General features: G+C 63.5%; 28 protein-coding genes. 18 read left to right on the forward strand and 10 right to left on the reverse strand.

The features are described 5' to 3' along the window. Positions 1-16: 16 nt before the first annotated feature. The gene (locus tag CKW22_RS00520; protein ID WP_033698856.1) at positions 17-838 is read right to left on the reverse strand and encodes a shikimate 5-dehydrogenase; all 822 of its coding nucleotides are present in this window, start codon (positions 836-838) and stop codon (positions 17-19) included. A gap of 239 nt (positions 839-1077) precedes the next feature. Here CKW22_RS00520 and CKW22_RS00525 point away from each other — a divergent pair, with 239 nt between their 5' ends. The 3 genes from CKW22_RS00525 to pbpG all read left to right on the forward strand — a co-directional run bounded on the left by CKW22_RS00525 (position 1078) and on the right by pbpG (position 5099). Beyond that, complete coding sequence (locus tag CKW22_RS00525; protein WP_095063604.1) at positions 1078-1260, forward strand: hypothetical protein; 183 nt, start codon at positions 1078-1080, stop codon at positions 1258-1260. 531 nt (positions 1261-1791) lie between these two features. Further along, complete coding sequence (gene mtlD / locus CKW22_RS00535; RefSeq protein ID WP_095063605.1) at positions 1792-3981, forward strand: bifunctional mannitol-1-phosphate dehydrogenase/phosphatase; 2190 nt, start codon at positions 1792-1794, stop codon at positions 3979-3981. A 191-nt stretch (positions 3982-4172) separates the two neighbouring features. Beyond that, positions 4173-5099 (forward strand): D-alanyl-D-alanine endopeptidase, encoded by a 927-nt coding sequence (gene pbpG, locus CKW22_RS00540; RefSeq protein ID WP_033698861.1) that lies wholly within the window; start codon positions 4173-4175, stop codon positions 5097-5099. A gap of 29 nt (positions 5100-5128) precedes the next feature. Here pbpG and CKW22_RS00545 read toward each other — a convergent pair whose 3' ends face one another. Next, positions 5129-5572 carry a hypothetical protein gene (locus tag CKW22_RS00545; protein ID WP_095063606.1) on the reverse strand — a complete coding sequence of 148 codons (444 nt, stop codon included), beginning with the start codon at positions 5570-5572 and terminating at the stop codon, positions 5129-5131. Positions 5573-5746: 174 nt separating this feature from the next. Between CKW22_RS00545 and CKW22_RS00550 the strand changes: the two genes are divergently transcribed. The 9 genes from CKW22_RS00550 to CKW22_RS00590 all read left to right on the forward strand — a co-directional run bounded on the left by CKW22_RS00550 (position 5747) and on the right by CKW22_RS00590 (position 13304). Further along, on the forward strand, positions 5747-7081 hold the full coding sequence (locus CKW22_RS00550; protein WP_033698863.1) for a lysine N(6)-hydroxylase/L-ornithine N(5)-oxygenase family protein: 1335 nt from the start codon (positions 5747-5749) through the stop codon (positions 7079-7081). 168 nt (positions 7082-7249) lie between these two features. Continuing rightward, positions 7250-8443, forward strand: a complete 1194-nt coding sequence (locus CKW22_RS00555; RefSeq protein ID WP_047580997.1) for a PepSY domain-containing protein — start codon at positions 7250-7252, stop codon at positions 8441-8443. Continuing rightward, positions 8440-8979, forward strand: coding sequence for a hypothetical protein (locus CKW22_RS00560; RefSeq protein WP_033698866.1), 540 nt, complete (start codon positions 8440-8442; stop codon positions 8977-8979). Before CKW22_RS00555 ends, CKW22_RS00560 begins: the two co-directional genes overlap by 4 nt. Further along, positions 8976-9296: a hypothetical protein gene (locus CKW22_RS00565; protein WP_033698867.1), complete on the forward strand. Its 321-nt coding sequence runs from the start codon at positions 8976-8978 to the stop codon at positions 9294-9296. The genes CKW22_RS00560 and CKW22_RS00565 overlap by 4 nt, the downstream gene beginning before the upstream one ends. A gap of 11 nt (positions 9297-9307) precedes the next feature. Next, the gene (locus tag CKW22_RS00570; RefSeq protein WP_095063607.1) at positions 9308-9877 is read left to right on the forward strand and encodes a DUF6162 family protein; all 570 of its coding nucleotides are present in this window, start codon (positions 9308-9310) and stop codon (positions 9875-9877) included. A gap of 16 nt (positions 9878-9893) precedes the next feature. Then, on the forward strand, positions 9894-10796 hold the full coding sequence (locus CKW22_RS00575) for a metal ABC transporter substrate-binding protein (RefSeq protein ID WP_033698871.1): 903 nt from the start codon (positions 9894-9896) through the stop codon (positions 10794-10796). Beyond that, on the forward strand, positions 10793-11539 hold the full coding sequence (locus CKW22_RS00580) for a metal ABC transporter ATP-binding protein (protein WP_047581000.1): 747 nt from the start codon (positions 10793-10795) through the stop codon (positions 11537-11539). Before CKW22_RS00575 ends, CKW22_RS00580 begins: the two co-directional genes overlap by 4 nt. Next, entirely contained in the window at positions 11539-12438 is a 900-nt protein-coding gene (locus CKW22_RS00585; RefSeq protein WP_033698874.1) for a metal ABC transporter permease, read from the forward strand. Before CKW22_RS00580 ends, CKW22_RS00585 begins: the two co-directional genes overlap by 1 nt. Continuing rightward, complete coding sequence (locus CKW22_RS00590) at positions 12435-13304, forward strand: metal ABC transporter solute-binding protein, Zn/Mn family (RefSeq protein WP_033698876.1); 870 nt, start codon at positions 12435-12437, stop codon at positions 13302-13304. The genes CKW22_RS00585 and CKW22_RS00590 overlap by 4 nt, the downstream gene beginning before the upstream one ends. A 52-nt stretch (positions 13305-13356) precedes the next feature. Here the strand turns inward: CKW22_RS00590 and CKW22_RS00595 are convergent, their stop codons facing one another. The 5 genes from CKW22_RS00595 to CKW22_RS00615 form a co-directional block, all read right to left on the reverse strand. Further along, entirely contained in the window at positions 13357-14409 is a 1053-nt protein-coding gene (locus tag CKW22_RS00595) for a DUF1615 domain-containing protein (protein ID WP_095063608.1), read from the reverse strand. 26 nt (positions 14410-14435) lie between these two features. Then, positions 14436-14987, reverse strand: a complete 552-nt coding sequence (locus tag CKW22_RS00600) for a hydrolase (RefSeq protein WP_033698881.1) — start codon at positions 14985-14987, stop codon at positions 14436-14438. 57 nt (positions 14988-15044) lie between these two features. After that, a complete protein-coding gene (locus tag CKW22_RS00605) occupies positions 15045-15764 on the reverse strand; it encodes a thioesterase II family protein (protein WP_033698882.1) in 720 nt (239 codons plus the stop codon). Continuing rightward, on the reverse strand, positions 15761-15982 hold the full coding sequence (locus CKW22_RS00610; protein ID WP_033698884.1) for an MbtH family protein: 222 nt from the start codon (positions 15980-15982) through the stop codon (positions 15761-15763). The genes CKW22_RS00605 and CKW22_RS00610 overlap by 4 nt, the downstream gene beginning before the upstream one ends. 149 nt (positions 15983-16131) lie before the next feature. After that, positions 16132-16533 (reverse strand): hypothetical protein, encoded by a 402-nt coding sequence (locus CKW22_RS00615; protein ID WP_033698885.1) that lies wholly within the window; start codon positions 16531-16533, stop codon positions 16132-16134. A 240-nt stretch (positions 16534-16773) separates the two neighbouring features. Here CKW22_RS00615 and purU point away from each other — a divergent pair, with 240 nt between their 5' ends. From purU to CKW22_RS00645, 6 genes are read left to right on the forward strand one after another with little or no spacing between them, the layout of a single operon-like run. After that, on the forward strand, positions 16774-17640 hold the full coding sequence (gene purU / locus CKW22_RS00620) for a formyltetrahydrofolate deformylase (protein WP_033698887.1): 867 nt from the start codon (positions 16774-16776) through the stop codon (positions 17638-17640). Then, entirely contained in the window at positions 17637-18548 is a 912-nt protein-coding gene (folD, locus tag CKW22_RS00625) for a bifunctional methylenetetrahydrofolate dehydrogenase/methenyltetrahydrofolate cyclohydrolase FolD (protein ID WP_033698888.1), read from the forward strand. Before purU ends, folD begins: the two co-directional genes overlap by 4 nt. Then, entirely contained in the window at positions 18530-19771 is a 1242-nt protein-coding gene (locus CKW22_RS00630) for an FAD-dependent oxidoreductase (protein WP_033698889.1), read from the forward strand. Before folD ends, CKW22_RS00630 begins: the two co-directional genes overlap by 19 nt. Positions 19772-19782: 11 nt before the next feature. Beyond that, a complete protein-coding gene (locus CKW22_RS00635) occupies positions 19783-20088 on the forward strand; it encodes a sarcosine oxidase subunit delta (RefSeq protein WP_033698890.1) in 306 nt (101 codons plus the stop codon). Next, positions 20085-22988 carry a 2Fe-2S iron-sulfur cluster-binding protein gene (locus CKW22_RS00640; protein WP_095063609.1) on the forward strand — a complete coding sequence of 968 codons (2904 nt, stop codon included), beginning with the start codon at positions 20085-20087 and terminating at the stop codon, positions 22986-22988. Before CKW22_RS00635 ends, CKW22_RS00640 begins: the two co-directional genes overlap by 4 nt. A gap of 3 nt (positions 22989-22991) precedes the next feature. Next, on the forward strand, positions 22992-23564 hold the full coding sequence (locus tag CKW22_RS00645; protein WP_047581004.1) for a sarcosine oxidase: 573 nt from the start codon (positions 22992-22994) through the stop codon (positions 23562-23564). A gap of 22 nt (positions 23565-23586) precedes the next feature. Here CKW22_RS00645 and CKW22_RS00650 read toward each other — a convergent pair whose 3' ends face one another. The 3 genes from CKW22_RS00650 to CKW22_RS00660 all read right to left on the reverse strand — a co-directional run bounded on the left by CKW22_RS00650 (position 23587) and on the right by CKW22_RS00660 (position 26340). Continuing rightward, positions 23587-24492, reverse strand: coding sequence for a LysR family transcriptional regulator (locus CKW22_RS00650; protein WP_047581006.1), 906 nt, complete (start codon positions 24490-24492; stop codon positions 23587-23589). A 451-nt stretch (positions 24493-24943) separates the two neighbouring features. Continuing rightward, a complete protein-coding gene (locus CKW22_RS27725; RefSeq protein ID WP_256577273.1) occupies positions 24944-25309 on the reverse strand; it encodes a hypothetical protein in 366 nt (121 codons plus the stop codon). Further along, positions 25306-26340, reverse strand: a complete 1035-nt coding sequence (locus CKW22_RS00660) for a PAAR domain-containing protein (RefSeq protein ID WP_256577274.1) — start codon at positions 26338-26340, stop codon at positions 25306-25308. Before CKW22_RS00660 ends, CKW22_RS27725 begins: the two co-directional genes overlap by 4 nt. Positions 26341-26355 lie beyond the last annotated feature (15 nt).

Here is a 26355-nt window from a genome sequence, read left to right on the forward strand (position 1 = left end):
GGTCAAGACGACCTAGCTAGATATCCCTGGCATATACCACAGCAGCTTCAACCTGCTCACGTGTCGGCCGCACGCCGGTATACAGCACGAACTGCTCCAGTGCCTGCAATGCAATCACCTCCAGGCCTGTGATCACCGGCTTGCCCAACGCCTGCGCCCGCTTGATCAAGGGCGTCTGCGCCGGCATCGCCACCACATCGAATACCCGCTCTGCCGCTGCAATGGCGTTCTCGGAAAACGCCAGCACGTCGGCCTCCGGGCCACCGGCCATGCCAATGGGTGTCACGTTCACCAGCATCGGCGGGCACAGGTCACCGAGTTCGGCAACCCACCGATAACCACAGACATCCGCCAGTTGCCGCCCAGCCTGCTCGTTGCGCGCCACGATCATGCCCTCGTTGAAGCCCGCATCACGCAGGGCGCTGGCCACCGCCTTAGCCATGCCGCCACTGCCGCGCAGGGCAAAGGCGGTGGCCGGGTCGACCTGATGCTGCTCCAGCAATTGACGCACCGCCAGGTAATCGGTGTTGTACGCCTTCAGATGGCCGCCGGTATTGACCAGCGTGTTGACCGACTCGATGGCAGCGGCGGAGGGGTCAACCTCATCGACCAGGGCCATGCAGGCCTCCTTGTAGGGCATCGACACCCCACACCCGCGAATCCCTAGAGCACGAATGCCCGCCACCGCCGCCGGCAGGTCGTCGGTGCTCATGGCCTTGTAGTAGAAGTCCAGGCCCAACTGCTGATACAGGTGGTTATGGAAACGCACGCCGAAGGTACCGGGCCGGCCGGCCAGGGAGATGCACAGCTGCGTGTCTCTGCTGGGAGTCGTCGACATAACCTGCTCCTTTTTCAGAACTGAATCGTTTTTTCAGCGTATCAGACGCAGTCGCTTGTCGTCCCTTACACAACGGTTTATGGCGGGCGTGATCGCACCGTCCTGGGAGCGCCAGCTGGTGTAGGACGGCCCGCCACGCTAGTGATCGTTGATAAAACTAATGACCACTATCGAGCAAGTTGATTTCAAACCACCGAGGCTGCTGCGTAAGGTAGGGCCATGTTCCACAGGAGGTCCCCATGGCCACTATCCAGATCATGTCCGTTGTTGGCAGCGCCGTCCCCCCTTCACTGCGTCAGCAGGGCCAGCTGGCGTGCTGGTACCTGGTGCGCAACGGCGAGCCCGTGAGCGCCCCCCTGCTGACCCGCGCCTCGGCCCAAGCCCTGGCTGAGCAGTTGCAGCCAGGTACCCTGGTCGCTTGACCTGAACGTGTTGTGCGTTGCTCCCTCTCCCTTTTGCGGCCCGCCTTTTGGCGGGCCTTTTTTTCTTCACGGAATGTTGGGGAAGTGGGGCTGCTATGTGCTTGTCGGGAGATAGGGTGATGGCGGCTAGCTGCCATCACCGTGTGCGGTAACCGAACGATTGTTGCCGACGCCTTGCATGTGCCAGCGCATACGTGCAAGGGTAAAAAAGGAACGTCAGCCACCAAAAAGGAAGATAAGCACCTTATGCTTGGAATCACACGTATCCATCGCTACGTGCGCCCATTGCCTGCAAGCCAAGCTGCAGCCAGTGGGCGTGACGTCAACGGCAAACCAGGCGCCCGCCTGGCCGCAAAGCTTACCGCCCTCCTCTGCACACCCCGCGCCGTCCCGCCCTACCTCTGGGTCGACCCCGAGCGCTCCCCTGTTGATCGCCTGCCCCCTACCTGACCGCCCATGCGCCGTCATACCGCACTCGCCATTCAGTGACTGAAGGTGGGATGTTTCACGCAAGAAAAGGGGCAACACCCAGTGATCATGTTTCAGGGCAAGAAAATTCACAGCGCCATCTTCGACATGGATGGCACGATGTTCGACACCGAGCGCCTGCGTTTCAGGACGCTAAAACAGGCCTCGCTGGAAATCTTCGGCAAAGCCTTGAGTGAGCAGACGCTGATCGGCTCGCTGGGCCTGAGCGCGAAAAGGGCCGAGGCCCTCGCCAAAGCCCACAACGGCGATGACTTCCCTTATGCGCAGATCCGCCAGCGCGCCGACGAGCTCGAGCTGGAGCACGTGCGCAACCATGGCGTGCCGATCAAGGCCGGCCTGCTCGAGGTGCTGGAGCGCCTGCGCAAGTCCGGCCTGACCCTGGCGGTCGCCACTTCCAGCCGCCGTGCCATCGCCGAGGAGTACCTGATCAATGCCAACGTGCTCAAGTACTTCGACATCACCGTCTGCGGCGACGAAGTCAGCCAAGGCAAACCCCACCCGGAAATCTTCCTGCGCGCCGCCCGCGCGCTCAATTGCCAACCCGGCCAGTGCTTCATGGTCGAGGACTCGGAAAACGGCTTGCTCTCGGCGATCCGCGCCGAGGGCCAGGCAATCCTGATCGAAGACATCAAGCCGCCCGCGCCCGAGGTCAAGGCCGGCGCGCTTAAAGCCTACCCTGGCATGCACGCCTTCCTCGCCGACTTGAGCGAGTGCGTGCCCGACCTGGGCATGCCGGCGCTCGACGATTCGTTCCCTGCTTCACTGAACCAGTTCCGTGTCGGCATCCACGGCTTCGGCGCTATCGGTGGAGGCTACCTGACCCAGGTGTTGTCCCATTGGGACGGCTACACGCGTCCCTGTGAAATCATTGCCGCGACCCGTTCACGCATGCTCCGGGAATCAGTCGCTGCGTTCGGCCGCTACAGTGTGCGCTACGGCGCCAGCGCGTTCGACCAGACCATCGACAATGTGCGCATGATCGACATGGACGACGAGGAGGCGGTGATCGAGATGTACAACGCCGCCGAAGTGGTCGGCATGAGTCTGCCCGAACAGGCAATCCATCATCAGGCCAGGGTCATTGCCAAGGGCTTGCTGCGACGCTTCGAACGCAGGGGGCGCGAGCTGACGCTCCTGATCGTGTTGAACAAGATCGGCGGTGCGGCGTTCGTCCGGCGCCAGGTGCAAGCGCAGTTGGCATTGCTGTGCACGCCACAGGTGTGCAAGCAGGTGCTGGAAAAGACCCACTTCGCCGAAACGGTAGTCAGCCGCATCGTTTCCAAGATCAGCAATGACGCGCTGGTTCGGCAGTTGCGCATCAAGTCGCAGATCTTCAGGAACAGCCTGGAGGACGAACCCACGGTCACCCGCAAACCCGCCACGCCGGCCCCTGAGTACGAACGGCTGATTGGGCACTTCAGGCCTTTTGCGCAGTCCAGCAGCGCCATGAGCCAGTTGCACCTGATCCTGTTCAACAGCGAGCCCGACATGCCGCTGTACGTGGAGCGTGGCAGTGATTTGCTGGAGCGGCTGCGCCAGGTGAAAACGGTCGCGGACATTACTCAGATCCAGATCATCAAGAACCGTTTGTGGAATGGGCCGCATGCAATCATCGCCTGGTATGCCAGCCTGCTGGGGCATACCTGGGTTGGCCAGGGGATGGGGGACGCCCGTGTCAGTGCGCTGGCAGAGCGTCTCATTCACCAGGAAGTGGCGCCGGCATTGATGGCCGAGTACCCGCAGATGTCAGAGGTTGTCAGCAGCTTTGCCAATGCCTTTCTCGAACGGTGCAAAACGTCGTTCAAGGACTCTTGCGTGCGGGTCGGGCGCGATCCGATGCGTAAATTGCAGCGTAACGAGCGCATCCTCAGCAGCATCGACCTGGCGCGCAAGCATGGCATTCAGACGCCTGCGCTGGCGTTTGGGGCGGCGTTGGCCATTCACTATGCGCTGCACGGCAACGCCAGCAAGGACCGGGAAGCCCAATTGATGAAGGCGCTGTACAAGGCCAGTGACGAACGTGTCGAGGCGGTGTTGACCCATGACGGGGACTATCACGGCAAGCCTTACCTGGGACTGGACCCGGTCAGTGATGCGGACCTGGTCGAAAGCATTTCGGCCAACTTCCGGCTGTTGCAGCAACGGGACAGGGCTGACTGGACCCTACCCTCTGCGTTGACGCGCGGATCATCTCCATCCCACCTCTGCGAAGTGACGGAATGCGACCGGTGATGGCCACGAGTTGGCCACGCTTGAAACGAGGGTAATGGGTACAGGATGGGTACAGGATTAAATTTCGTTCACGTTGCGCCCTTTAGTCATAAGGCATTCGACAGCAATTCAGCCATACTCCAGAATGCAGCGGTTTTTGGGGGAAAACCCTTGCACAGCCAACGACATACCAACCTTTAGTGAGCCTCAACGTGAAAACATCCCTGTCTATCCTCAGCCTGCTGCTGTTGCTCACAGGTACCGCGACCCTCCCGTCGACTGCTGCTGCACAACCCCCGACCCAGGTGCAACGCGACCCGGCCAAATTGCACCTGGCCTCTGGCAGCGCGCTGCTGATCGACCTGAATACCAATCGGGAACTGTATTCGAGCCATGCCGATCGCGTGGTCCCTATCGCTTCGGTCACCAAACTGATGACGGCGATGGTGGTGCTGGACGCCAAGCTGCCGATGAACGAAATGCTCACCATGACCATCGCCAACAACCCGGAGATGAAGGGCGTGTATTCACGCGTGCGCCTGGGCAGCCAGCTCGACCGCCATGAAACGTTGCTGATCACGTTGATGTCTTCGGAGAACCGCGCCGCCAACACCCTGGCCAACCATTACCCGGGCGGTTACCCGGCGTTCATCAAGGCCATGAATGCCAAGGCGCGTAGCCTGGGCATGGCGCATACTCGCTATGTCGAGCCGACTGGCCTGTCGACGCTGAACGTGTCCACTGCCCGCGACCTGTCCAAGCTGCTGATGGCGTCGCGCAAGTATCCGATGCTGAGCGAGCTGTCGACCACCCGCGAGAAGACTGTGGCGTTCCGCAAGCCCAATTACACCCTGGGCTTCCGTAACACCGACCACCTGGTGAACAAGAGCAACTGGGACATCAAGCTGACCAAGACCGGCTTCACCAATGAAGCCGGCCATTGCCTGGTGCTGCTGACCCGAATGGACAACCGCCCGGTAGCCATGGTGATCCTCGATGCGTTCGGCAAATACACCCACTTCGCCGATGCCAGCCGCATGCGTCAGTGGCTGGAAACCGGGGCAGCCAAGCCAGCGCCAGCAGTGGCCATGCAGTACAAGGCCGATCGGCAGGTCAAGGGCCGCCTGGCGTCCGAGTAACCAGCCATAACCCAAGGCTGCACGGCCTGCTAGGCCATGCCGCTGACCATGCCGCCCGCGCTGCTGCCACCCTCTTGCTGCAGCAGCTCCAGCAACTGCGCCGTGGCAGCCATGATCTGCCCGTTGAGGGTGGCAATGCTTGCCTGCTTGGCGCCCACAGCAGCCGCCTTGGCAGCCTCGTCCATCTTGCTGTTCTGCAGCGCGGCCAGCTGCTTCTGCTCCTCGACCAGTTGCTTTTGCAGGTCCTTGATCAGCTGACGCAGCTCCTTCACGGTGTCCGAGTCGCCGTTGTCAGCCTCCGTGGATTGCGCCTGCCCAGCCCCGGCAATCTTCATGCTGTCGCTACTGATGCTCAAGGGCCCCAGTGCCTCACCGGCCTCTTGTGCCTGCGCGCGTTCGGTGGCTGCGTTGGCACTCAGCGTCTGCGCCGAGACGCCGTTGATCATCAGGTTGCTTGCCGTTATCCCGCTCATGTCGATTCCCTGCCTGAAAGATAGGTCCTTACCGTAACCCCCCTATCGGCCGCCCCATGCAGTTCTTTAGCCCGCTTAAATTCCCCCCTGCCTGGCTCGTTCCAAGAAATGTACTTGCGCAGGAGCCGGAGCCCCGGCGGGCGTCCACATTCGACCATTCAGGGAATCGCAGCCATGAGCCAGTCCTCACACCAGGAAACAATCAAAGATCTGATCGGCGTGGGCTTCGGCCCTTCCAACCTGGCCTTGGCCATCGCCCTGGAAGAACTCGCTCAGTCCCAGGGCCACGCCCTGGACGCGCTGTTCATCGACAAGCAGAAAGACTACCGCTGGCACGGCGAAACCCTGGCCACCCAGAGCGAGCTGCAGATTTCGTTCCTCAAGGACTTGGTTTCCCTGCGCAACCCGACCAGCCCCTACAGCTTCGTCAACTACCTGCACCAGAAGCAGCGCCTGGCCGACTTCATCAACCTCGGCACCTTCTACCCCTGCCGCCTGGAGTACAACGACTACCTGCGCTGGGCCGCAGAGCACTTCGCCACCCAGGCGGTGTATGGCGAGGAAGTGGTGCGCATCGAACCCGAGGTGAATGCCGGCCGGGTCGAACACCTGCGCCTGGTATCGCGTGACCAGCAGGGCCGCGAATACAGCCGCCGCACCCGCTCGGTGGTGGTCGGCAGCGGCGGCACGCCGAAAATCCCGGAAAAATTCGGCGCGTTCAAGGACGACCCGCGCGTCTTCCACCACTCCCAATACCTGAGCAGCCTGAACAAGCTGCCGTGCACCGAAGGCAAGCCGATGCGCATCGCGGTGATCGGCTCCGGCCAGAGCGCCGCCGAGGCGTTCATCGACCTCAACGACAGCTACCCGTCGGTCAAGGTAGACATGATTCTGCGTGGCTCGGCCCTCAAGCCTGCCGACGACAGCCCGTTCGTCAACGAGATCTTCTCGCCGGGCTACACCGACCTGGTCTACAACGAGCCGGCCGATCAACGCAGCAAGCTGTTGGGCGAGTACCACAACACCAACTACTCGGTGGTCGACCTGAACTTGATCGAGCGCATCTACGGCATCCTCTATCGCCAGAAGGTCGCGCACCAGTTCCGCCACAACGTGCTGTGCCGACGCCAGGTAGAAGCGGTGGTGGCCACCCGTGAAGGCCTGGAACTGACCCTGCGCGACCTGGCCACCGGCCAGCAGCAGACCCACCGCTATGACGCGGTGATCCTGGCCACCGGCTACGAGCGTCGCTCGCACCGCGACCTGCTGGCGCCGCTGGCGGGCTTCCTGGACGACTTCAGCGTCGACCGCAACTATCGGGTCCTGGCCAGCCCAGACCTGCAGGCCTCGGTTTACCTGCAAGGCTTCTGCGAAAACAGCCACGGCCTGAGCGATACCTTGCTCTCGGTGCTGCCCTCCCGCGCTGCCGAAATCGGCCAGTCGCTGTACCAGGACCTGTCGCGCCTGAACGGCCGTTCGCAGCCGGCTGTCGCCTTGACCCGCGCCTGATTGCCCGCCTCTTCAAGCCGGCCTGACGCCTCGCGCGAAGGCCGGCTTACGCCTTCTGAAACATTTGCTTGCATTTAAAACGGCAGGATTTCCATTCTCATTCGTCTTTATAGGTGCAGCCCTCTAGGTTGGGCATAAGCTCGACTACACATTTCAGAAGACGATCAGATGGCCAAATCACCGAAAAAATCCAAATCCAAGCTGTGGTTCCTAGTCCACAGTTGGCTCGCCCTACCGATCTGGTTCTTTGTGCTGATCGTCTGTTTTACCGGCATGCTCGCCGTGGTCAGCCAGGAGATCGTCTGGCTGGCCAACCCGGACGTGCGCGCCAGCAAGCCTGACGGCGATGCCGAACGCTTGAGTTATCAGCAGGTGCTCGACGCTTTGCACAAGGCCGAGCCGGACATGGCCGTGGAGTCGCTCAGGCAGCCGGATGGCTCGCACTTCGCGCTGACCGCCGATGTGACCTTCCCTGACGGCACCAGCCCAACGCTCTACGTCAACCCCTACACCGGGGCCATCCAGGGCAAGAGCCCGGACTTCAACTTCGAAGGCTTCACCCGCGCCTTGCATGGCTGGTGGCTGGTGCCCTTCACCAATGGTTTCAGTTGGGGTTGGTACCTCGTCTCGATCCTCGGCCTGCCGATGCTGGCCTCGCTGGTCACGGGCCTGGTGGTCTACAAGAAATTCTGGAAGGGCTTCTTCAAGCCAGTCCGCACCGGCCATGGTTCGCGTATCTTCTGGGGCGACCTGCACCGGCTGGCCGGGGTCTGGTCGATCTGGTTCATTGCGGTCATTTCCATTACCGGTACCTGGTTCCTGATCCAGGCGATCCTGTTCGACAACAACATCAGCATCTCCAGCCGACCTATCGTGCCGGTCATCGCCCGTGAGGATGTGCCGCAAACAGCCGATGGTAGCCAGGCGCCGCGCATTGATGTGGATGAAGCGGCGCGCATCGCCGGCTTGGCGATCCCGGGCCTGGAGATCAGCTCCGTCTCACTGCCTGCTACTGCCTACAGCCATGTCACCCTGGGTGGCCGCGGCTGGTACCCGCTGATGTTCCAGTCCGCCGCCGTCAACCCCTACACCCGCACCGTCGACAGCCAGTTCTTGATCAGCGACCGCTCTGCCCTGGAGTTTGTCACCGAGTCCATGCGCCCCCTGCACACCGGCGACTTTGGCGGCCTACCGATCAAGCTGATCTGGTTCTTCTTCGGCCTGGTCCTCACCCTGATGGTATTCAGCGGCCTGCTGATCTGGACCAAACGCACCGCCCAGGCGACCGCCGCTGCCCTCAAGCGCAGCGAGCGTGCGCCACGCGTGGCAAGCCGTGAAACCACCGTGGAGATCCGCCCATGAGCCAGGCCCAGACCCTGCCCGCCAGCCCGCTCAAACAGTGGTGGCTGAAGTGGCGCTTTCACCTGAACATCCTGCTGATCCTCATCCCGCTGGGGTTCATGCCCAAGTACTTCGCCGACGCCAAGCTGTTTCGCGGCGACGCGGGGCTTGGGGTGAACGTGATCAGCGACATCCAGGTCGGCCCCTACAGCCTGGACCTGGCCGAAATGCGCGACGAGGCACCACGCGCCGACGGCCCGGCGGGCCACTTCAAGTCGTTCAATGCCTCGCTGTGCAAGGCGTGCATCAATGACGTCAAGGCGGTCTACCTGCGCATTGGCAAACCGCGCAGCCTGCGCGCCGCTGGCACCATCTTCTTCGGCGCACCGTATCGCATGGGCACCAACCTGCCGATACCGCCACGCACTCAGCCTGATGCACAAATCTGGATCACCCTCGAAGGCTGGGACGGCAGCATGCACCAAGCTTCAGTGCCACTGGCCAAGGCTTCGCCCGCCACCGTGGCGTGGCTCGAAAAACAAGGAGGCAAGAAATGAAACACCTGATGCGCAAGCTCGCCCTGCCCTTGCTGGTGCTGGCCGCCGGCCCCGCCCTGGCACACAACCCGATGTGCGAATGCGAAGAGGTCGCCAGCGGCCAGGTCAAATGCACCGGCGGCTTCTCGGATGGCAGCGGCGCCCCTGGGGTGACCCTGGATGTGATCGGCTACGACGAGCAGGTGCTGGTTGGCGGCAAGCTCGGCGACGACTCGACCCTCACCTTCAAGCGCCCCGACGGTGAGTTCTACGTGCTGTTCGATGCCGGCCCTGGGCACGTTGTCGAAGTCGACTACGCCGACATTGGCCAACCATGAGCACGCCTACCATGAGCCGTGCCGAGGTCGTACGCCCGGCTGGCGCTGGGCACGAAACCCTGTACGTGCTGCTGGTCAGCCTGCTGATCGTGATTCTTGCCGCTACCGTGGTGATGCTGCGCGGCGAACGCGAGGACGAGCAGGCCATCGCCAGCCACCAGATCGACGCCCGCCGCGACCTCACCGCCGCTGAACAGGGGCTTTACACCGACCTGCGCGTGGCCTTCGACGAGATCCAGCTGCTGCGTGAAGAAACCGCCGCCGTGCCCAGTGTGCAAGCCCTGGCCGACGAAGGCCTGCCACCCTTCGTGGTCGACGCAGGCAGCCAGAGCCGCGGTAGCCACCAGTGGTCATGGCTGGAAACCGGCGCCTACCTGGGCCGCAGCCAGGCCCCGCAGGTAGCGGGCAGCCTGCTGCTGATCCTGCCGGGCGACAGCAACGGCCAGGCAGATGTCTGGCTACGCCGCGACAGCGCTGTCGTCACGCCGGATGACCTGGGCCACGCCGCCCTGATCGCCGCCGGCTGGCAACAGGTGGTCAGCCACTACGACGCCGGGGTCACCCGCGAACACCGTCACTGAACCCAAGGACTTCCCCATGTTCCGCTCCGCCCTCGCCCTGCTTCTGGCCCTTGCCCTGCCGGCAATGGCCCTGGCCGATAACGGCAAGCCGTTGCGCATCGGCATTACCTTGCACCCGTATTACAGCTACGTAAGCAACATTGTCGGCGACAAGGCCGAAGTGGTGCCGCTGATTCCGGCGGGGTTCAACCCGCATGCCTACGAACCGCGGGCCGAAGACATCAAACGCATCGGTACGCTGGATGTGGTGGTACTCAACGGTGTCGGCCATGATGATTTCGCCGACCGCATGATCGCTGCCAGCGAAAAGCCCGGCATCGCCACCATTGAAGCCAACCAGAACGTGCCTTTGCTGGCCGCCACCGGTATCGCCGCCCGGGGTGCCGGCAAGGTGGTCAACCCGCACACGTTCCTGTCGATCAGCACCACCATCGCCCAGGTCAACAACATTGCCCGGGAGCTGGGCAAGCTCGACCCCGACAACGCCAAGCTCTACACGCAGAATGCCCGCGCCTATGCCAAGCGCCTGCGTGCCCTGCGTGCCGAAGCCCTGGCCAAGGTCACCGAAGCACCCAGCGCCACCTTCCGCGTAGCGACCATCCATGCGGCCTACGACTACCTGGTGCGTGACTTCGGCCTGGAGGTCACAGCGGTGGTCGAGCCGGCCCATGGCATCGAACCCAGCCCGGCCCAGCTGAAAAAAACCATCGACCAGCTCAAGGCGCTGGACGTCAAGGTGATCTTCTCGGAAATGGACTTCCCGTCCGCCTATGTCGAAACCATCCAGCGCGAGTCGGGCGTGCGCCTGTACCCGCTGACGCACATTTCCTACGGCGACTACACCAAGGAGAAGTACGAGGTAGAGATGAAGCGCAACCTCGATACCGTGGTCCGCGCCATCCAGGAGAACCGCGCATGACCGCCGCCGCCCACCTCGACGCGCCCAGTGGCCCGCGCATCGAATTCGCCGGCATCGACCTGACCCTCGGGCGTACCCGCATTCTTGAGCAGGTCAGCTTCAACGTGGCGGCCGGCAGCGTGCATGCGATCGTCGGCCCCAACGGCGGCGGCAAGAGTTCGCTGATCAAGACCCTGCTCGGGCAGATGCCCCACCAAGGCCAGTTGACTTTGCACTGGCCCAGCGCCCTTGAGGTGATCGGCTATGTACCCCAGGCGTTGGAGTTCGACCGGGGCCTGCCGATGACCGTGGACGATTTCATGGCCGCGATGTGCCAGCGCCGGCCGGCCTTTCTGGGGCTGTCGCGCCGCGTGCAACCGGCTATCGATGCCGCCTTGGCGCGAGTCGGCATGCTCGACAAGCGCAAACGGCGCATGGGCGCGTTGTCTGGCGGTGAGCGTCAGCGGGTGCTACTGGCCCAGGGCCTGATCCCCGAGCCGCAACTGCTGGTGCTGGATGAACCCATGTCGGCCCTCGATGAAGCGGGCATCCAGGTCTTCGAACAACTGCTGCACAGTTGGCGCCAGTCCGGCACCACCGTGCTATGGATCGAGCACGACCTGCAAGCCGTGCTGCGCCTGGCCGACCGGGTCACCGGGCTGAGCCGCCAGGTACTGTTCGACGCCCCACCGGCACAGGCCCTGACCCCGGAGCGCCTGCTCAGCCTGTTCTCCGTTCACCCGCGCAGCGAGAGCCTTGCCTGATGAGTTTTGAAGCATTTCGCCAACTGGTCCAGGAATGGGCCAACGCCGGCTACCTGCCCGAGGCACTGGCCTACGGCTTCGTGGTCAATGCCCTGCTGGCCGGCCTGATGATCGGCCCGGTGCTGGGCGGCCTGGGCACCCTGGTGGTGGTCAAGCGCTTTGCCTTCTTCTCCGAAGCGGTCGGCCATGCCGCGCTCACCGGCGTGGCCATCGGCATCCTGCTGGGCGAGCCCTATACCGGCCCCTACGGCAGCCTGTTCGGCTACTGCCTGCTGTTCGGCATCCTGCTCAACTTCCTGCGCAACCGCACCGGGCTGTCGCCGGATACGCTGATCGGCGTGTTCCTGTCGGTGTCCCTGGCCCTGGGCGCCAGCCTGCTGCTGATGCTGGCGGGCAAGATCAACGTGCATATCCTTGAGAACGTGCTGTTCGGCTCGGTACTGACCGTCAGTGCCCAGGACCTTATGGTGCTGGGTATCGTCGCGGTGCTGGTACTGGCCCTGGCCTTGCCCCTGTACAACCGCATCATGCTGGCCAGTTTCAACCCGCAACTGGCGGCGGTGCGCGGGGTAGCGGTAAAGACCCTGGACTACCTGTTCGTGGTGCTGGTAACGCTGGTCACCGTGGCTTCGGTGAAGGTGATCGGGGCGATTCTGGTCGGCGCGCTGCTGGTGATACCGGCGGCGGCCGCACGCCTGGTCAGCCAGTCACTGAAGGGCTTTTTCTTCATTTCGGTGCTGATCGCCACGCTGAGCACCCTGCTCGGCATTCTGCTGCCAATCGTCTACGACCTGCCGGTGCCCTCGGGCGCGGCAATCATCCTGGTGGCCGGTATCTGCTTCGCCTTGGCCGCGCTGGCCCGCGCCCTCGTTCCACGCCTGCAAGGAAACCCGGCATGAACCTGAAACAGCTGACCTTGGCACTGGCCCTGGCGGGCCTGCCCTCGCTCTCTTTCGCCACGCAAGTGCTGACCACCCTGCCCGTCACCCACAGCCTGGCCACGGCGTTGCTCGACGGTACCTCGGTGCAACTCAAGCGCGCCGCACCTGCCAACCTGCCGGCCAGCCGCCAGCCGTCCTACTTCAGTGGCCGCGGCGGCGCCACCCTGGAGAAGGCCGCGCAACAGGCAGACGCCGTCATTGGCGTACGCTCGATCTGGCGTGACGACCCGCTGTACCCGATGGCGCGGCGCAGCAACATCCGCATCGTCGAAATCGATGCGGCGCGGCCGGTGGACGGTGCCTTGCCGGGGATTGCAGTGACCGGTGACGATGCCTACGGCGCGTACCCGTGGCTCAACCCGACCAACCTCGGGCGCATGGCCGATGTGGTGGCCAATGACCTTGAGCGCTTGTCGCCGGCTGACAAGGCGAAGATCCAAGGCAACCTGGCAGGCCTCAAGCGCCAGTTGCTGGAGTTGACGGCCAACAGCCAGACCCAGCTGGCCGAGGTCGACAACCTTACGGTGGTGAGCCTGTCCGAGCGCTTGGGGTACCTGGCCAGCGGGTTGAACCTGGATGTGGTGGAGCAGGCGCTACCGGCCGAGGGCAAGTGGGATGAAGCGGCGCTCAAGGCGCTGGGGGACAACCTGAAGAATCAGGATGTGGCGCTGGTGCTCGACCACCGCCAGCCGGATGCCGCAGTGGCCGAGGTGATCAAGGCCTCTGGGGCGACGCTGTTGGTGGTGGAGAGTGATGCCGATGATGCTGTGGCAGGGTTGAAGGCCAGTGTCGAGCAGGTGGTTGGAGCATTGACCGAAAGCTGACGCCTGGTGCTAGGAGCGCCCTTGCCGGGCGCTCCTACACAAGGTTTTAGCGCTAGCGCTTCATGCACCGCTGATAACGCTCATCCACCCTGCCGGCGAACCACGCGGTGGTCAGTTTGCGGGTAATTTTCGGGCTCTTCAGCTGAATCCCAGGCAGTACCGCACGCGGCACCGGCTTGCCCGCCGCTGCATCCGCCAAGGCGAATACCCCGCTGTACAGCTTGCTGCCTTCAAAGGCCAGGCTGTCGCCCAATTCCAGCTGGCTGCGAATCTGCGGGTTGCGCAACCCCAGCTTCACCCCCAGCTTGCGCGCCGCCTGCTCGGTGGTCCCTGGCATGATCGCGCCTGGGGCAATCAAGTCCCCGTCCAAGGCCAGGTTGGCACCCGCCACCTTGCTCAGCGCAGCCTGAAACGCCGCATTGCGGCTGGCGTACCAGCCTGCGTTGAAATCTGCGAAACGGTACAGCTGGCGGTCGTAATGCACCGGGTAGCCGAGTAGGTGGGCAATCCCGAAATACATGCCCCCACGCCGGCTGAACACTTCCTGGCGTACCGTGCCGTCGTAGGTGTAGGGGTAACCCTTGGCATGCTGTTCGGCAAATTCGATGCTCACCTGCATCGGCCCGCCGGTGTGCACCGGGTTGAGCCCGCCCAGCAAGGTCTTGCCCAATGGCAGGCGGGCAATGACTTCATCGAACAGTGCACTCAGCTGCTTCTCGCTGCGTACCGCAAGTAGCCGCTGCTGATAGGTTTGGCCGTTGCCGGACGGCGTTTTCAGTGCACCATCGACCAGCAAGCGCGGGATGTGCAGGCGCGCGGCGCGGCGGTCGATCTCGTCACGGGCGATACGCCCCAGGTTGGGCACCTGCGGGTCGGCATTGAAGGTCGACTCTTGCTCGGTCACCGCCAGTACCGCGCACAAGTTGCTCTTGCTGGGGGCAATCCGCTGGGCTTCGAAGGCCTGCTGAATGTCCTTGGCCCAGCCCTCACGGTCCTTGGCCTGAGCGGGTAAAAGCCGCAGCAACTGCGCACGCACCTTGGCCGGGTCCGCTTCTGGTTCTTCTTCACGGCGCCCGGCACAGCCTTGCAGCAGCGCCAGGGCCATCAGCCCCGCCGCCAGTAACCGCGCGTTCAGGGCTGCTCACCGACCAGGTAGGTCTTGCTGATATGGCGGAACAGCGGATGGCTGGCACTGCCCATCAGCTCGAACAGCACCATCTCGCGGGTCACGATGTGCGCCCCGGCTGCGCGCATGCGCGCCAGGCCTGCAGCCTTGCTGGCGGCCGTGCGGCTGTCACAGGCATCCTCGACCACGAACACCTGCTTGCCCAACGCCAACAGGCCGAGCACGGTCTGCAACACGCAAACGTGGGTTTCCATGCCGCAGACGATCACCTGCTCACGCGCCATCAGGCTGGCCGGCAGGCACTCGGCGGCCACACAGGAAAAATGGCTTTTTTCCACTACCTCGGCAGCGGGCGACGCAGCAATCAGCTCTGCCAACGTATGGCCAAGCCCTTTGGGGTACTGCTCGGAAACCACGGTGGGCAGCTCCAGCTCGGCAGTCGCCGCCAACAACCAGCGCGCCCGCGCGCGGGTGCCTTCAGGGTCGCTCATGGCGCCGATGAGTTTATCCTGGATGTCGACGACCAGCAGCGTGGCCTTGTGTGGATCGATCAGCATTGTCTGCCCCTTGCCTGGGAAAAGGCCTAGCCTCCCCCAGGCAAGCGGTGACGTCAATCAGGCAGAAAGCCGATGCGGCTCAAGCGACGCGGCCAGCAGGCCGAGTACGCGGTCCTCGTGTTCGTGGATGAAGAAGTGGCTGCCGGGGAACACCTCCAACGAAAAGTGCCCCAAGGTTTCCTTGCGCCAGGCCAGCAGTTGCTCCTCGCTGGCTCGGTCATCCTCGCCACCCAGCACGTGCAGCGGGCACTGCAACGCAGGCCGCTGACGATAGGCATAACGGCCGCAGAGCAAGAAATCGGCACGCAGAATCGGCAAGGTCAGGCTCATTAACTCGGCGTTGCCCAGTACTTCCTCTGGCGTACCGTTGAGTGCGCGCAACTCGCTGATCAGCTCATCGTCGCTTTTAGGGTCGCGCCAGTTCTTGCCGTCATAGTCTTCACGCCGAGTAGGGGCGGCAGTGCCGCAGGCAAACAACGCCAACGGCGGCGGACAACCCAGCGCCTGCAGCTCGTGGGCCAGCTCGAATGCCAGCAACGCGCCCAGGCTATGGCCAAGCAGTGCGTAGGGCGCGCTGGCCGCCAAACGCTGTTCGGCTGCCAGTTGCCGGGCAAGCGCCTGCATGTCGGTTTGCAGCGCTTCCCCCATGCGCGCGCCGCGCCCAGGCAGCTCCACCGGCCGCACCTGAAGCCAGGCTGGCAGCTTGCGCCGCCAGCGGCTGTAGACCATGGCGCTGGCCCCCGAGTACGGCAGGCACAGCAGGTTCAGCGTGGTCACTGCGCTGCGGCTTCGGCCATCTTCTGGCGCAGGCTCAGCGGGCGCATGTCGGTCCAGACTTCGTCGATGTAGGCCAGGCAGTCTTTTTTCAGGCCGCTCTTGCCCACTGCACGCCAGCCAGTGGGGATGGCCTTGTAGTCGGGCCAGATCGAGTATTGCTCTTCGTGGTTGACCACTACCTGGAACTGGATATCGTCGCGGTCGAAAACGGAAGTCATTGCCTGTCTCCTTGAGTGATAGATGCCGATACGCGTATGGCGTAGGGCGGCTCTTAGGTAGACGTAGGGCGATGCGGAAAAATTAGAGGGGATTTGGGGTGCATGACGGGGGCCTTGCAGCGCCTGTGAGCCAATTCACCGATCCCGCTTCAAGCCCCCCGCAGCAGGTCATGGTCATCAAGCAACCGATAAGCCACCTGCGGATTACGCTCCAACCCCCGCCGAATCGCTGCCGGTATCAACTGCCGGGTCTTGCGGCACAACCCCGGTTGCTCATCCAGCTCGATCACGATCCCGCGCATGGTCCGCACTTCGTTGAACCCAGGCGCAATGCGCACACGAATACCCAGGTTCTCGTACATCCGTTGCTGCAGCCGCTGCAGGTCATCCAGGTCCTTGAGGTTTTCCAACCGCTCGATCAGGCGTTTTTCTTCCTGCCGGGTAAGCAGGAGGATGCGCTGCGCCGCCGGCGGGTGCTCGGCCAGGTGCTCGCGGCCGCAGTTACAGGCACCAGGGGGGCAAGGTTGGCGAAGGCTGGGTGCTGTGCTCATGGGCCAAGCATAGCGCGTGCCGGCCTCTTCGCAGGTACACCCACCCTGACAGGGAGGGCGCAGCCTTAAAAACTTTCCTGCCAGGATAAAAAGTTTCACAAACCCCTAGACCGCAACCCACCTCTTCGCCTATAAATCGCCTAAAGGAAATTAATATTCCTACGAAGAAACACTTTTCACCACCCCGCGACCCCCTTTGCCCTTGTGCCGACCTGCCCCACTCCACCACGAGGCCCCGACATGCACCCCGCTCCCGATCATTTCATCCTGCGCGTCAGCTGCCCGGCCGTGTCCGGCATCGTCGCCGCAGTGACCACCTACCTGGCCGAGCACGGTTGCTACATCAGCGAAATGGCGCAGTTCGACGACGAGGACAATGGCCGCTTCTTCATGCGCGCCGTGTTCCGCTACAACACCGGCGTGAGCGGCGACACAGCGCAACTGGAAGCGGGCTTCACCGACGTTGCCCAGCGCTTCGACATGGACTGGAGCCTGCACAGCAGCGCCCGCCCGATGCGCGTGCTGCTGATGGTCAGCAAGTTCGACCACTGCCTGTCCGACCTGCTCTACCGCCACGCCAAGGGCGAGCTGGACATGCACATCACCGCGGTGGTCTCCAACCACCTCGACCTGCGCCCCATGGCCGAGCGCCAGGGCATCCGTTTCGTCTACCTGCCGGTGACCAGGGAGACCAAGGCCGAGCAGGAGGCCGCGCTGATGCGCATCGTCGAGGACAGCGGCACCGAGCTGGTGGTACTGGCGCGTTACATGCAAATCCTCTCCGACGACCTGTGCCGCCAGCTGTCCGGCCGGGCAATCAACATCCACCACTCGTTCCTGCCCGGCTTCAAGGGTGCCAAGCCCTATCACCAGGCCTATCAGCGGGGCGTCAAGCTGATCGGTGCCACCGCCCACTACGTCACCAGCGACCTCGACGAAGGCCCGATCATCGAGCAGGAAGTGCAGCGCGTGGACCACGCCTACGCCCCCGAAAACCTGGTGGCGATCGGTCGTGACACCGAGACCATCGCGTTGTCCCGTGCGGTGAAGTACCACCTGGAGCACCGGGTGTTCCTCAACCACGACCGCACGGTGATCTTCAAATGAACGCCACCCTCAGCGTCAAACTGATCGACGGCAAGGCCACCGCCGCGCGGGTATTGGCTGAAGTCCGAGAGCAGGTGCAGACCTTGCGCCAGGGCGGCGTGCAACCGGGCCTGGCCGTTGTGCTGGTGGGGGCAGATGCCGCCAGCCAGGTGTATGTGCGCAACAAGGTGCTGCGTGCCGAGGAAGTGGGCATCCACTCGCTGGAACATCGCCTGCCCGCCGACACCTCCCAGGCGCACCTGCTGACCCTTATAGGCCGGCTCAACCGCGACAGCGCGGTCAACGGCATCCTCGTGCAGTTGCCACTGCCGGCGCATATCGACGCACACCGCGTGCTGCAGGCCATCAGCCCGCTCAAGGACGTGGATGGCTTTCACAGTGAAAACGTCGGCGGCCTGGCCCAGGGCCGCGATGTGCTCACCCCTTGCACGCCCAGTGGCTGCATGCGCCTGCTGCGCGATGCCTGCGGTGAGTTGCGCGGCAAGCATGCGGTGGTGGTCGGCCGCTCGAACATCGTCGGCAAACCCATGGCGGCGTTGCTGTTGCAGGCCGACTGCACGGTGACCGTGGTGCACTCGCGCAGCCACGACCTGCCAACGTTGTGCCGCCAGGCCGACATCCTCGTTGCGGCGGTCGGCAAGCCACGGTTGATCGGTGCCGACTGGCTCAAGCCCGGCGCGGTGGTGATCGACGTGGGCATCAACCGCATCGATGAACACGGCCGCAGCCGCCTGGTCGGCGATGTCGACTTTGCCGCCGCCTTGCCCCAGGTCGCCGGCATCACCCCGGTGCCCGGCGGCGTCGGCCCGATGACCATCGCCTACCTGATGAAAAACACCCTGCTCGCCCTCGACCTGCAACAACAGGCCGCCCAACAGGAGCGCACCGCATGCCTTTCGCCCTGCTGAAATACGGCCTGAGTGCCGACTACCCGGTAGAAGTCGACCTGCCACCCCCTTGCGACCTCAAGCCGCACTACGACGTGGTGATCATCGGTGGCGGCGGCCACGGGCTGGCCATCGCCTATTACCTGGCCAAGTACCACGGCATCACCAACGTCGCGGTGCTGGAAAAGGCCTACCTAGGCGGCGGCAACACCGCACGCAACACGGCGGTGATCCGCTCCAACTACCTCACCAGCGAGGGCGTGCGCTTCTACGCAGAATCCGTGCGGATGTTCCAGAACCTGTCCAACGAGTTCGACTTCAACATCATGTACTCCGAGCGCGGCCAGCTCACCCTGGCGCACACCGACGCCACCGTGCGGGCCTTCCGCCAGCGGGCCGAGGTCAACAAGCACTTCGGCGGGCGCACCGAGATGATCGACCGCCAGCAGATTCGCGAGCTGGTGCCGAGCCTCAACCTCGACCCCGGCCACCTGCCGGTGCTGGCTGGGCTGTGGCATATCGACGGCGCCACCGCGCGCCACGACGCCGTGGCCTGGGGCTATGCCAAGCAGGCGGCCAAGCGCGGTGTGCAGATCCACCAGCTGACCGAAGTGCAGGAGCTGCTGATCCGCAACGGGCGCATCGAGGCGGTCAAGACCAACCGCGGCACCGTGCAGTGCGGTTGCGTGGTGCAGGCGGTGGCCGGGGCCAGTTCGCTATTGATGGCCAAGGCCGGCATCCGCGCGCCGATCCACACCTACCCGCTGCAGGCCATGGTCACTCAGCCGTTCAAGCCGTTTCTCGATCCGCTGGTCAGCTCGTCGGCGCTGCACTGCTACGTGCAGCAGACCAGCCGTGGCGAAATCGTCTTCGGCGGCGGCTCCGACCCGTACCCGCTGTACAACACCCGCTCCACCCTCGACCTCAAGGAAAGCCTGCTGGCCCACGCCATCGAGATGTTCCCGTTCATGGCCAACGCCAAGCTGATGCGCCAATGGGCCGGGAGCACCGACATGACCCCGGACTACAGCCCGATCATGGGCCTGTCGCCGGTCGACAACTACTACCTGGACGCCGGCTGGGGTACCTGGGGCTTCAAGGCCACGCCCATCTGCGGCAAGACCATGGCCGAGCTGGTCGCCAGTGGCGGCAAGGTGCCAGAGATGATCGCGCCGTTCGCCCTGGAGCGCTTCAGCCGCTTCCAGCAAGTCAACGAGATGGGCGCGACTGCGGCCAGCCACTAGAGGAACGCACGATGAAGATCCTCACCTGCCCCTTGAACGGCCCGCGCAACATCAGCGAATTCACCTACGGCGGCGAGTTCAAGCTAATGCCCGACCCGGCCCGTTGCAGCGACGTCGAATGGGCCGACTACGTGTTCAACAGCGACAACCTTGCCGGTGTGGTCACCGAATGGTGGCTGCACAACGCTTCCAGCTACTGGTTCCTGGCCGAGCGCCACACGGTCAGCGACCAGGTGCTGCGCACCTTCGACCCAAACGAAATCTTCGACCGCCGTGTCGAGTTCACCCCAGCCGCCAACCCGGAGATTGCCGGATGAACAGCCTCACTCGCCTCCCCGCCCCCATGGGCCTTTTGATCGACCGCGAGCGGCCGCTGCGCTTTGTCTTCGATGGCCAGGCCTGCCAGGGCTTTGCGGGCGACAGCATCGCCAGCGCACTGCTCGGCAGTGGCCGCTGGCTGCTGTCGCGCTCGTTCAAGTACCACCGCCCGCGTGGCCCGCTGAGCCTGGCCGGGCAAGATGCCAACACCTTGGTGCAACTGCCCGACGAACCCAACGTGCTGGCCGATATGGAGGCGGCCCGTGATGGCCAGGTGGTCGAAGGCCAGAACTTCAACGGTAGCCTGGAGCACGACCGTGACGCCTACCTGGGCAAGTTTTCGCGGTTCATGCCGGTTGGCTTCTATTACCGGTCGTTCTACAAGCCCAAAGGCATGTGGAAGGTCTGGGAGCCGCTGATCCGCAAGAAAGCCGGCCTTGGCGTGCTCGACCTGGGCTTCAAGCCGCAGTACCACGACAAGGCTTACCTGTTTGTCGACGTGGCCGTGATCGGCGGCGGCCCTGCTGGCCTGCGCGCGGCGCTGGACGCAGCCACTGCCGGGGCCAAGGTGCTGCTGATCGAGCAGCAGCCCGTGCTGGGCGGTTCGCTCACCTACGCCCGCTTCGACATTGCCGGCACCCGCGCCAGCCACCTGCGCCAGGCATTGCTCGATGCCGTCGAGGCCCACCCGAACATCCAGGTGCTGCTGCAAGCCACCTGTAATGGCTGGTTCACCGACAACTACCTGCCGGTGATCCAGCACACACGCCTGTACAAGGTGCGTGCCACTCGCTGCCTGGTCACGGCCGGTGCGTTCGACCAGCCGGTGGTGTTCCGCAACAACGACCTGCCTGGGATCATGCTGACCAGCGCCGCGCAACGGCTGATGAAGTTGTACGCGGTCAAGCCGGGGCAGCGTGCGGTGGTCCTCACCGGCCACGACGACGGCTACCTGGCGGCCCTCGACCTGCAAGATCAAGGCGTGGCCGTCGCCGCCCTGGTGGACATGCGCGCGGCGCCGGCAGACGCCGCATTGGCCAGCGAGCTCAAGCGCCGCGGCATCCCTCTGCACCTGGGCAGCACCGTTTATGAAGCCCTGCACGGCAAGGGCATGCGCCATGTCAGCGGCGTCGACATCCGCCCCATCACCGGCCAAGGCAAGGTGGGTACGCAAGGCCTGCGCCTGGCCTGCGACCTGCTGTGCATGTCGGCCGGCTACATGCCGGTGTATCAACTGCTGTGCCAGGCAGGCGGCAAGCTGGCATACGACGTCGACCGTGATGCGTTCAGCCTCAGCAACTTGCCAGTCGGTCTGGCTATCGCAGGGTCGGTGAATGGCCGGCATCACCTGGACAACGTGCTCGCCGACGCGACCCGCACCGCTGCCGAGGCGGTCGCGGCGCTGGGCCTGCCAGCGCCCGCGCTGAAGGCTTTCGGCCCCGAGGCCAAGGTCAACTTCCCCTGGCCGATCTTCCCGCACCCCAAGGGCAAGGACTTCGTCGATTTCGATGAAGACTTGCAGGTGCGCGATATCGTCAACGCCACCCGCAGTGGCTACCGCGACGTGCAACTGGTCAAGCGTTTCTCCACGGTAGGCATGGGCCCGTCCCAGGGCCGGCATTCGGCGCTGCCCACCGCGCGCCTGGTGGCCCAGGCCACCGGGCGCAGCATCAGCGAAACCGGCGTGACCACCGCCCGGCCACCCTTTCAGGCCGAGAAGCTGGCGCATGTCGCCGGCCGTGCCTTCGACCCGTACCGGCAGACGCCGATGCACCGCCGCCATGTGGCGGCGGGCGCGAAGATGATGCCCGCCGGCATCTGGCAGCGCCCTGCCTACTACGGCAAACCCGACGAGCGCGAACGCTGCATGCAGGAAGAAGCCCGCCATGTGCGCGAAAAGGTCGGCCTGATCGACGTCTCCACCTTGGGCGGCCTCGACGTGCGCGGCCCCGACGCCGCCGAACTGCTCGAACGCCTGTACACCTTCGGCTTTGCCAAGCTGGCCATCGGCCGCACTCGCTATGCGCTGATGACCAACGAGCATGGCGTGGTGATCGATGATGGCGTGTGCGCCCGCCTGAGCGAGCAGCATTTCTACGTCACCGCCACCACCAGTGGCGTCGACCGCATCTACCAGCAGATGCTCAAGTGGAACGCGCAGTGGCGGCTGGACGTGGACATCACCAACGTCACCGCCGCCCTGGCCGCCGTCAACCTGGCAGGCCCGCTGTCGCGCCAGGTGCTGGCAACGGTGTGCGAGGGTGTGGATCTTTCGGCCGAGGCCTTCCCTTACCTGGGCGTGCGCCTGGGCAAGGTGGCCGGCATCGCGGCGCGCATCTTGCGGGTCGGTTTCGTTGGCGAGCTGGGCTATGAGGTGCATGTGCCGGCGCGCCATGCCGAACGCCTGTGGGACGCGTTGATGCAGGCCGGCGCCGGGCTGGGTATCCGCCCCTTCGGCGTCGAGGCTCAGCGCCTGCTGCGCCTGGAAAAGGGCCATGTGATCATCAGCCAGGACACCGACGGCATGACCCACCCGGCCGAGATCGACATGCAATGGGCAATCGGCCGCAAGAAGCCGTTTTTCGTCGGCAAACGTTCGATCGAGATCCTTGAAGCGCAGCCGCTCAAGCGCAAGCTGGTCGGCTTCACCCTGCCCAAGGGCAGCCCGCAGCCGCTGGAAGGCCACCTGGTGCTGGACGGCCCGGACATCAGCGGCAACGTCACCTCCTGCGAGTACTCGCAAACCCTCGGGCAGATCATCGGCCTGGCCTACGCCGGCGCCCATCAGGCCACGCCTGGCATGCACATCCCGATCCGCGTCGAGGGCGGGGTGATGGTCAATGCCAAGGTGGTGCAACTGCCCTTCCACGACCCCGACAACCTGCGCCAGGAACGCTGAGCCATGACCAACTTGAACACGCAAGCATTCCTCTCAAACGGCCCGCAGACCTGCGCGTTGACCGACCTCACCGATTTGCCGCGGGTCGGTTTTAGGGGCAGCGACAGCGCGGGCTACCTGCAAGCGCACGGTTACCATTTGCCATCGCTGCCTAACCAGGCGCTGCGCCAGGACGACGGTGGCTGGGTGGCGCGCCTGTCGGCCAGTGAGTACCTGCTGTTGGGCAGCCTCAGCGACCAGGGCGCGAGGGTGGCCGCGCAAGAGGCCGACTGGGTGCAGGATGCCCAGCGCAACTACCTGCTGCCGCGCCAGGACAGCCATGCCTGGCTGCAGGTGTCGGGGCAGCATTGCAGCGCGGTGATGGCCAAGCTGTGTGGCGTTGACCTGCGTGCACAGGCGTTTCCGGTCGGTGCCGTGGCGCAGACATCGGCGGCGCGGATCAACGTGATGGTGGTGAATGTGGCCAGTGAGGGGGTGCCGAGGTTGCAGATCCTGTTTGATCGGCCTTCGCTGGCGTATTTCCGCGAGGCGATGCTGGATGCCATGGCGGAGTTCGATGGGCGGCTTGTCGGGTGAATCCCCAAACAAGCCCACACGATCAATACAGGCCGTTCAGCACTTGAAGTTGCGCCAATCGCTCCCGTAGAAACTCGACAAACCCCTGCACCGGCCTGGCCACCTGCCGGTGCTGCGGATACACCGCCGACAACTGCAACGCCGGCGGTGTCCAGCCTTGCAGCAGACTTACCAACCGCCCATCGGCCAACGCCTGCCCGACAATGAAGGTCGGCAGGTACGTCACCCCCATCCCGGCAATCGCCGCGTCCCTCAGCAGCTCGCCATTGTTGGCCCGCATCCGACCGGTCACCGCGATGGCCTGAGCCTTGCCACCTTGGGTGAACTGCCATTGCACCTGTCGTGAATGCCCATAGGGCAGGCAGTCATGCTCGGCCAGCGCTTCGGGCCGCTGCGGCACGCCTCGCGCGTCCAGATACGCCGGGCTGGCGCAATACACCCGCTCGACGCTGGCAATCCGCCGCGCGATCAGGCTGGAGTCCTCCAGCGCGCCGATGCGCAGGGCCAGGTCGTAGCCTTCGCCGATCAGGTCCACCGCACGGTCGCTGAGGTCCACCTCCACATCCAGCTGCGGGTGCAAGCGCAGAAACTCGGTCAGCAGGCAGCCCAGGTGCGACATGGCAAACGACAGCGGCGCACTCAGACGCAAGGTACCGCGCAGGGCCTGTGCCTGGCCGCTGATGTCGTGCTCCACCTGTTGCACTTCGCCCAGCAGGCGCAGCGCCGATTGGTAGTAGTGCTGGCCGAGCGGCGTGGCGTCCAGGCGCCGGGTGGAGCGGTTGAGCAGGCGCACGCCCAGGCGTTCTTCGAGCTGCATCAGGCGCCGGCTGACCGATTGCTTGGACATGCCCAGGCGGTCGGCGGCAGCGGTGAAGCTGCCGGCTTCCATGACCTGGGCAAAGATACGCATGTCTTCGTAGGGGTTCATTGTCTCGCTCTTGATGACAGTCCGCCGCTTTATAGCGGTTTTCTACCCTCAGTGCAGCTGCATAATGCTTTACATTTCTACGAAAATAACACCAAGCACTGACCATATTGCACCAGCAACCATCAGTGCCATTGCTACGCTCATTCGCCGCCGCAAATATTCGGGGAATTGGTCATTATCCTCAGGATGTAACTGGCCACGGCGGATGAAGAGGTTAGGCCAAAGAACTGCACTGCTCATCCCTGCTACAACCATGAACCTCGCACGTAGGCTCAGTGTTCCTGAAAACTGAGTCTCCTCTACCAGTAACGAACTGCGCCTGAACGCGTGACACATCACCATGAAATGCCGCGAACCTGCAATGTAGAAATCAATCGCTAACCCTATAAAAATCATAACCAGAGGGGAGCACAAGAAGGCCAAACGAGCATAAATCGACCAATCCTCCAACCTAGTTATATATAAACTCATAAATTTGCTCCCCCGCCTTTTCGCCGATTACCTCTACACCTTGAGATACGCCAAAGGCTGTGGCGCCAACTGTGACTATGCCGCAGGCAGCTTTACCCCAAACTCCAAATTGGCACACGGCTACAGCAGCTGCTCTTCCAGCCCCCGCGCCCAACGCCCCACCGGCAAGCCCACCTGAGAAACTGCCGGTCTCCGTAAAACGTACTTTCTTACACTCATCGGTCTCACCTGCACGGCAAGCTTCATGTACTTTCAGGTAGGAAGCACCGGCGCCAAGTCCGATCCCAACCCAACCGCCATACTTCAGATACTTTGAGACCTTTGCCACTTCGTCCAGATGCGTCACGTAACCCGGGATCTGCCCTGGTACACCCGCTTTCTTCCAGTGATGCCCACACTCTTGGTAGAGATCCCGAGATCACGTCGTAAATTATCGTAGCTTCCCAAACCTAGCGATTTGTTCAAAAACGCCGTGCGCAATTGGCCATCCAGTTGCTTGTGGAGCTCCTTGCGCAACGCAAAAAATTCAGGGCTATTTAGATGACCATGGAGCGCAAATTGGCGTTGGTGTAAGGCTTCGATGCCTTTCAACGTATCCTTCACCTGCGACAGCCCCCGCTCCAGCATGTCCTTACCCACCCCCATTGACTGACTTGCCCCATTGAGCACCCCGGCAATCTCACCGATGTGCTTCATCATGAAGTTTGCCTCCTCCTCGGAAAGGATCGCCAGCGACGCTCTTGCCTCCTCCGCCACCATAATCAATTCGGCCTCCGCTGCACTGCAGGAAAACCCGCTGTGGGGGCTGCCGAGCACAAAAATTTCACCCGCCTTGAAACCCTCTGGGTACGTAGGATTCAAGCGCTGCAAAAACGCCACTGGCAAAGGGCTGTGCGTCGCGCCAAGGCTCTGAAGCACCTGCTCGAACGACATGCTGCGTTGCACAATATGGAAGCCAGGCTCAAGTACAGACGATGAGCCGACGGGAAATGCGGGGTACGCCTGTGCAGGGCTTTGCCCTGCTATAGAAGCCGAGTGACGGGCGGCAGAGGCAGGCGATGTAGCCTGAGCAGAATGGCTGCCTGCTCTGTGTATGGCTGACTGCGCGATGACCCGGTTGCTGCCGTTTGGGCAATCACACTTGACCAGCGCCCCATCGACAACAGCCGGTTTACCTGCGATGACGAAAGCATTCACCCCTTCTACAATGACACCGACCTTCTTGCAGTTCGGGCACTCGGTCGTGGCATCGCCCAGGCGCAGAGCACGTCGGTTGTCCCCCCGGAAGTTCGTACTGCTGGCAATGCAAACCGCGCCTGTGGTGGTGATATCGCCATCCAGCGCTTGCCCTTTTCCATGTATCGATATGCGCGTCATGAATAGCCTCCGGCC

This window comes from Pseudomonas sp. Irchel s3f19, assembly GCF_900187555.1.
GTDB lineage: Bacteria > Pseudomonadota > Gammaproteobacteria > Pseudomonadales > Pseudomonadaceae > Aquipseudomonas > Aquipseudomonas capeferrum.

Bases quoted from the DNA above. Each gene is read 5' to 3' on its own strand.
- CKW22_RS00520 (WP_033698856.1), bottom strand. From the start codon at position 838: ATGTCGACGACTCCCAGCAGAGACACGCAGCTGTGCATCTCCCTGGCC.
- CKW22_RS00525 (WP_095063604.1), top strand. From the start codon at position 1,078: ATGGCCACTATCCAGATCATGTCCGTTGTTGGCAGCGCCGTCCCCCCT.
- CKW22_RS00545 (WP_095063606.1), bottom strand. From the start codon at position 5,572: ATGAGCGGGATAACGGCAAGCAACCTGATGATCAACGGCGTCTCGGCG.
- CKW22_RS00550 (WP_033698863.1), top strand. From the start codon at position 5,747: ATGAGCCAGTCCTCACACCAGGAAACAATCAAAGATCTGATCGGCGTG.
- CKW22_RS00555 (WP_047580997.1), top strand. From the start codon at position 7,250: ATGGCCAAATCACCGAAAAAATCCAAATCCAAGCTGTGGTTCCTAGTC.
- CKW22_RS00560 (WP_033698866.1), top strand. From the start codon at position 8,440: ATGAGCCAGGCCCAGACCCTGCCCGCCAGCCCGCTCAAACAGTGGTGG.
- CKW22_RS00565 (WP_033698867.1), top strand. From the start codon at position 8,976: ATGAAACACCTGATGCGCAAGCTCGCCCTGCCCTTGCTGGTGCTGGCC.
- CKW22_RS00570 (WP_095063607.1), top strand. From the start codon at position 9,308: ATGAGCCGTGCCGAGGTCGTACGCCCGGCTGGCGCTGGGCACGAAACC.
- CKW22_RS00575 (WP_033698871.1), top strand. From the start codon at position 9,894: ATGTTCCGCTCCGCCCTCGCCCTGCTTCTGGCCCTTGCCCTGCCGGCA.
- CKW22_RS00580 (WP_047581000.1), top strand. From the start codon at position 10,793: ATGACCGCCGCCGCCCACCTCGACGCGCCCAGTGGCCCGCGCATCGAA.
- CKW22_RS00585 (WP_033698874.1), top strand. From the start codon at position 11,539: ATGAGTTTTGAAGCATTTCGCCAACTGGTCCAGGAATGGGCCAACGCC.
- CKW22_RS00590 (WP_033698876.1), top strand. From the start codon at position 12,435: ATGAACCTGAAACAGCTGACCTTGGCACTGGCCCTGGCGGGCCTGCCC.
- CKW22_RS00595 (WP_095063608.1), bottom strand. From the start codon at position 14,409: ATGGCCCTGGCGCTGCTGCAAGGCTGTGCCGGGCGCCGTGAAGAAGAA.
- CKW22_RS00600 (WP_033698881.1), bottom strand. From the start codon at position 14,987: ATGCTGATCGATCCACACAAGGCCACGCTGCTGGTCGTCGACATCCAG.
- CKW22_RS00610 (WP_033698884.1), bottom strand. From the start codon at position 15,982: ATGACTTCCGTTTTCGACCGCGACGATATCCAGTTCCAGGTAGTGGTC.
- CKW22_RS00615 (WP_033698885.1), bottom strand. From the start codon at position 16,533: ATGAGCACAGCACCCAGCCTTCGCCAACCTTGCCCCCCTGGTGCCTGT.
- purU (WP_033698887.1), top strand. From the start codon at position 16,774: ATGCACCCCGCTCCCGATCATTTCATCCTGCGCGTCAGCTGCCCGGCC.
- folD (WP_033698888.1), top strand. From the start codon at position 17,637: ATGAACGCCACCCTCAGCGTCAAACTGATCGACGGCAAGGCCACCGCC.
- CKW22_RS00630 (WP_033698889.1), top strand. From the start codon at position 18,530: ATGCCTTTCGCCCTGCTGAAATACGGCCTGAGTGCCGACTACCCGGTA.
- CKW22_RS00635 (WP_033698890.1), top strand. From the start codon at position 19,783: ATGAAGATCCTCACCTGCCCCTTGAACGGCCCGCGCAACATCAGCGAA.
- CKW22_RS00640 (WP_095063609.1), top strand. From the start codon at position 20,085: ATGAACAGCCTCACTCGCCTCCCCGCCCCCATGGGCCTTTTGATCGAC.
- CKW22_RS00645 (WP_047581004.1), top strand. From the start codon at position 22,992: ATGACCAACTTGAACACGCAAGCATTCCTCTCAAACGGCCCGCAGACC.
- CKW22_RS00650 (WP_047581006.1), bottom strand. From the start codon at position 24,492: ATGAACCCCTACGAAGACATGCGTATCTTTGCCCAGGTCATGGAAGCC.
- CKW22_RS00660 (WP_256577274.1), bottom strand. From the start codon at position 26,340: ATGACGCGCATATCGATACATGGAAAAGGGCAAGCGCTGGATGGCGAT.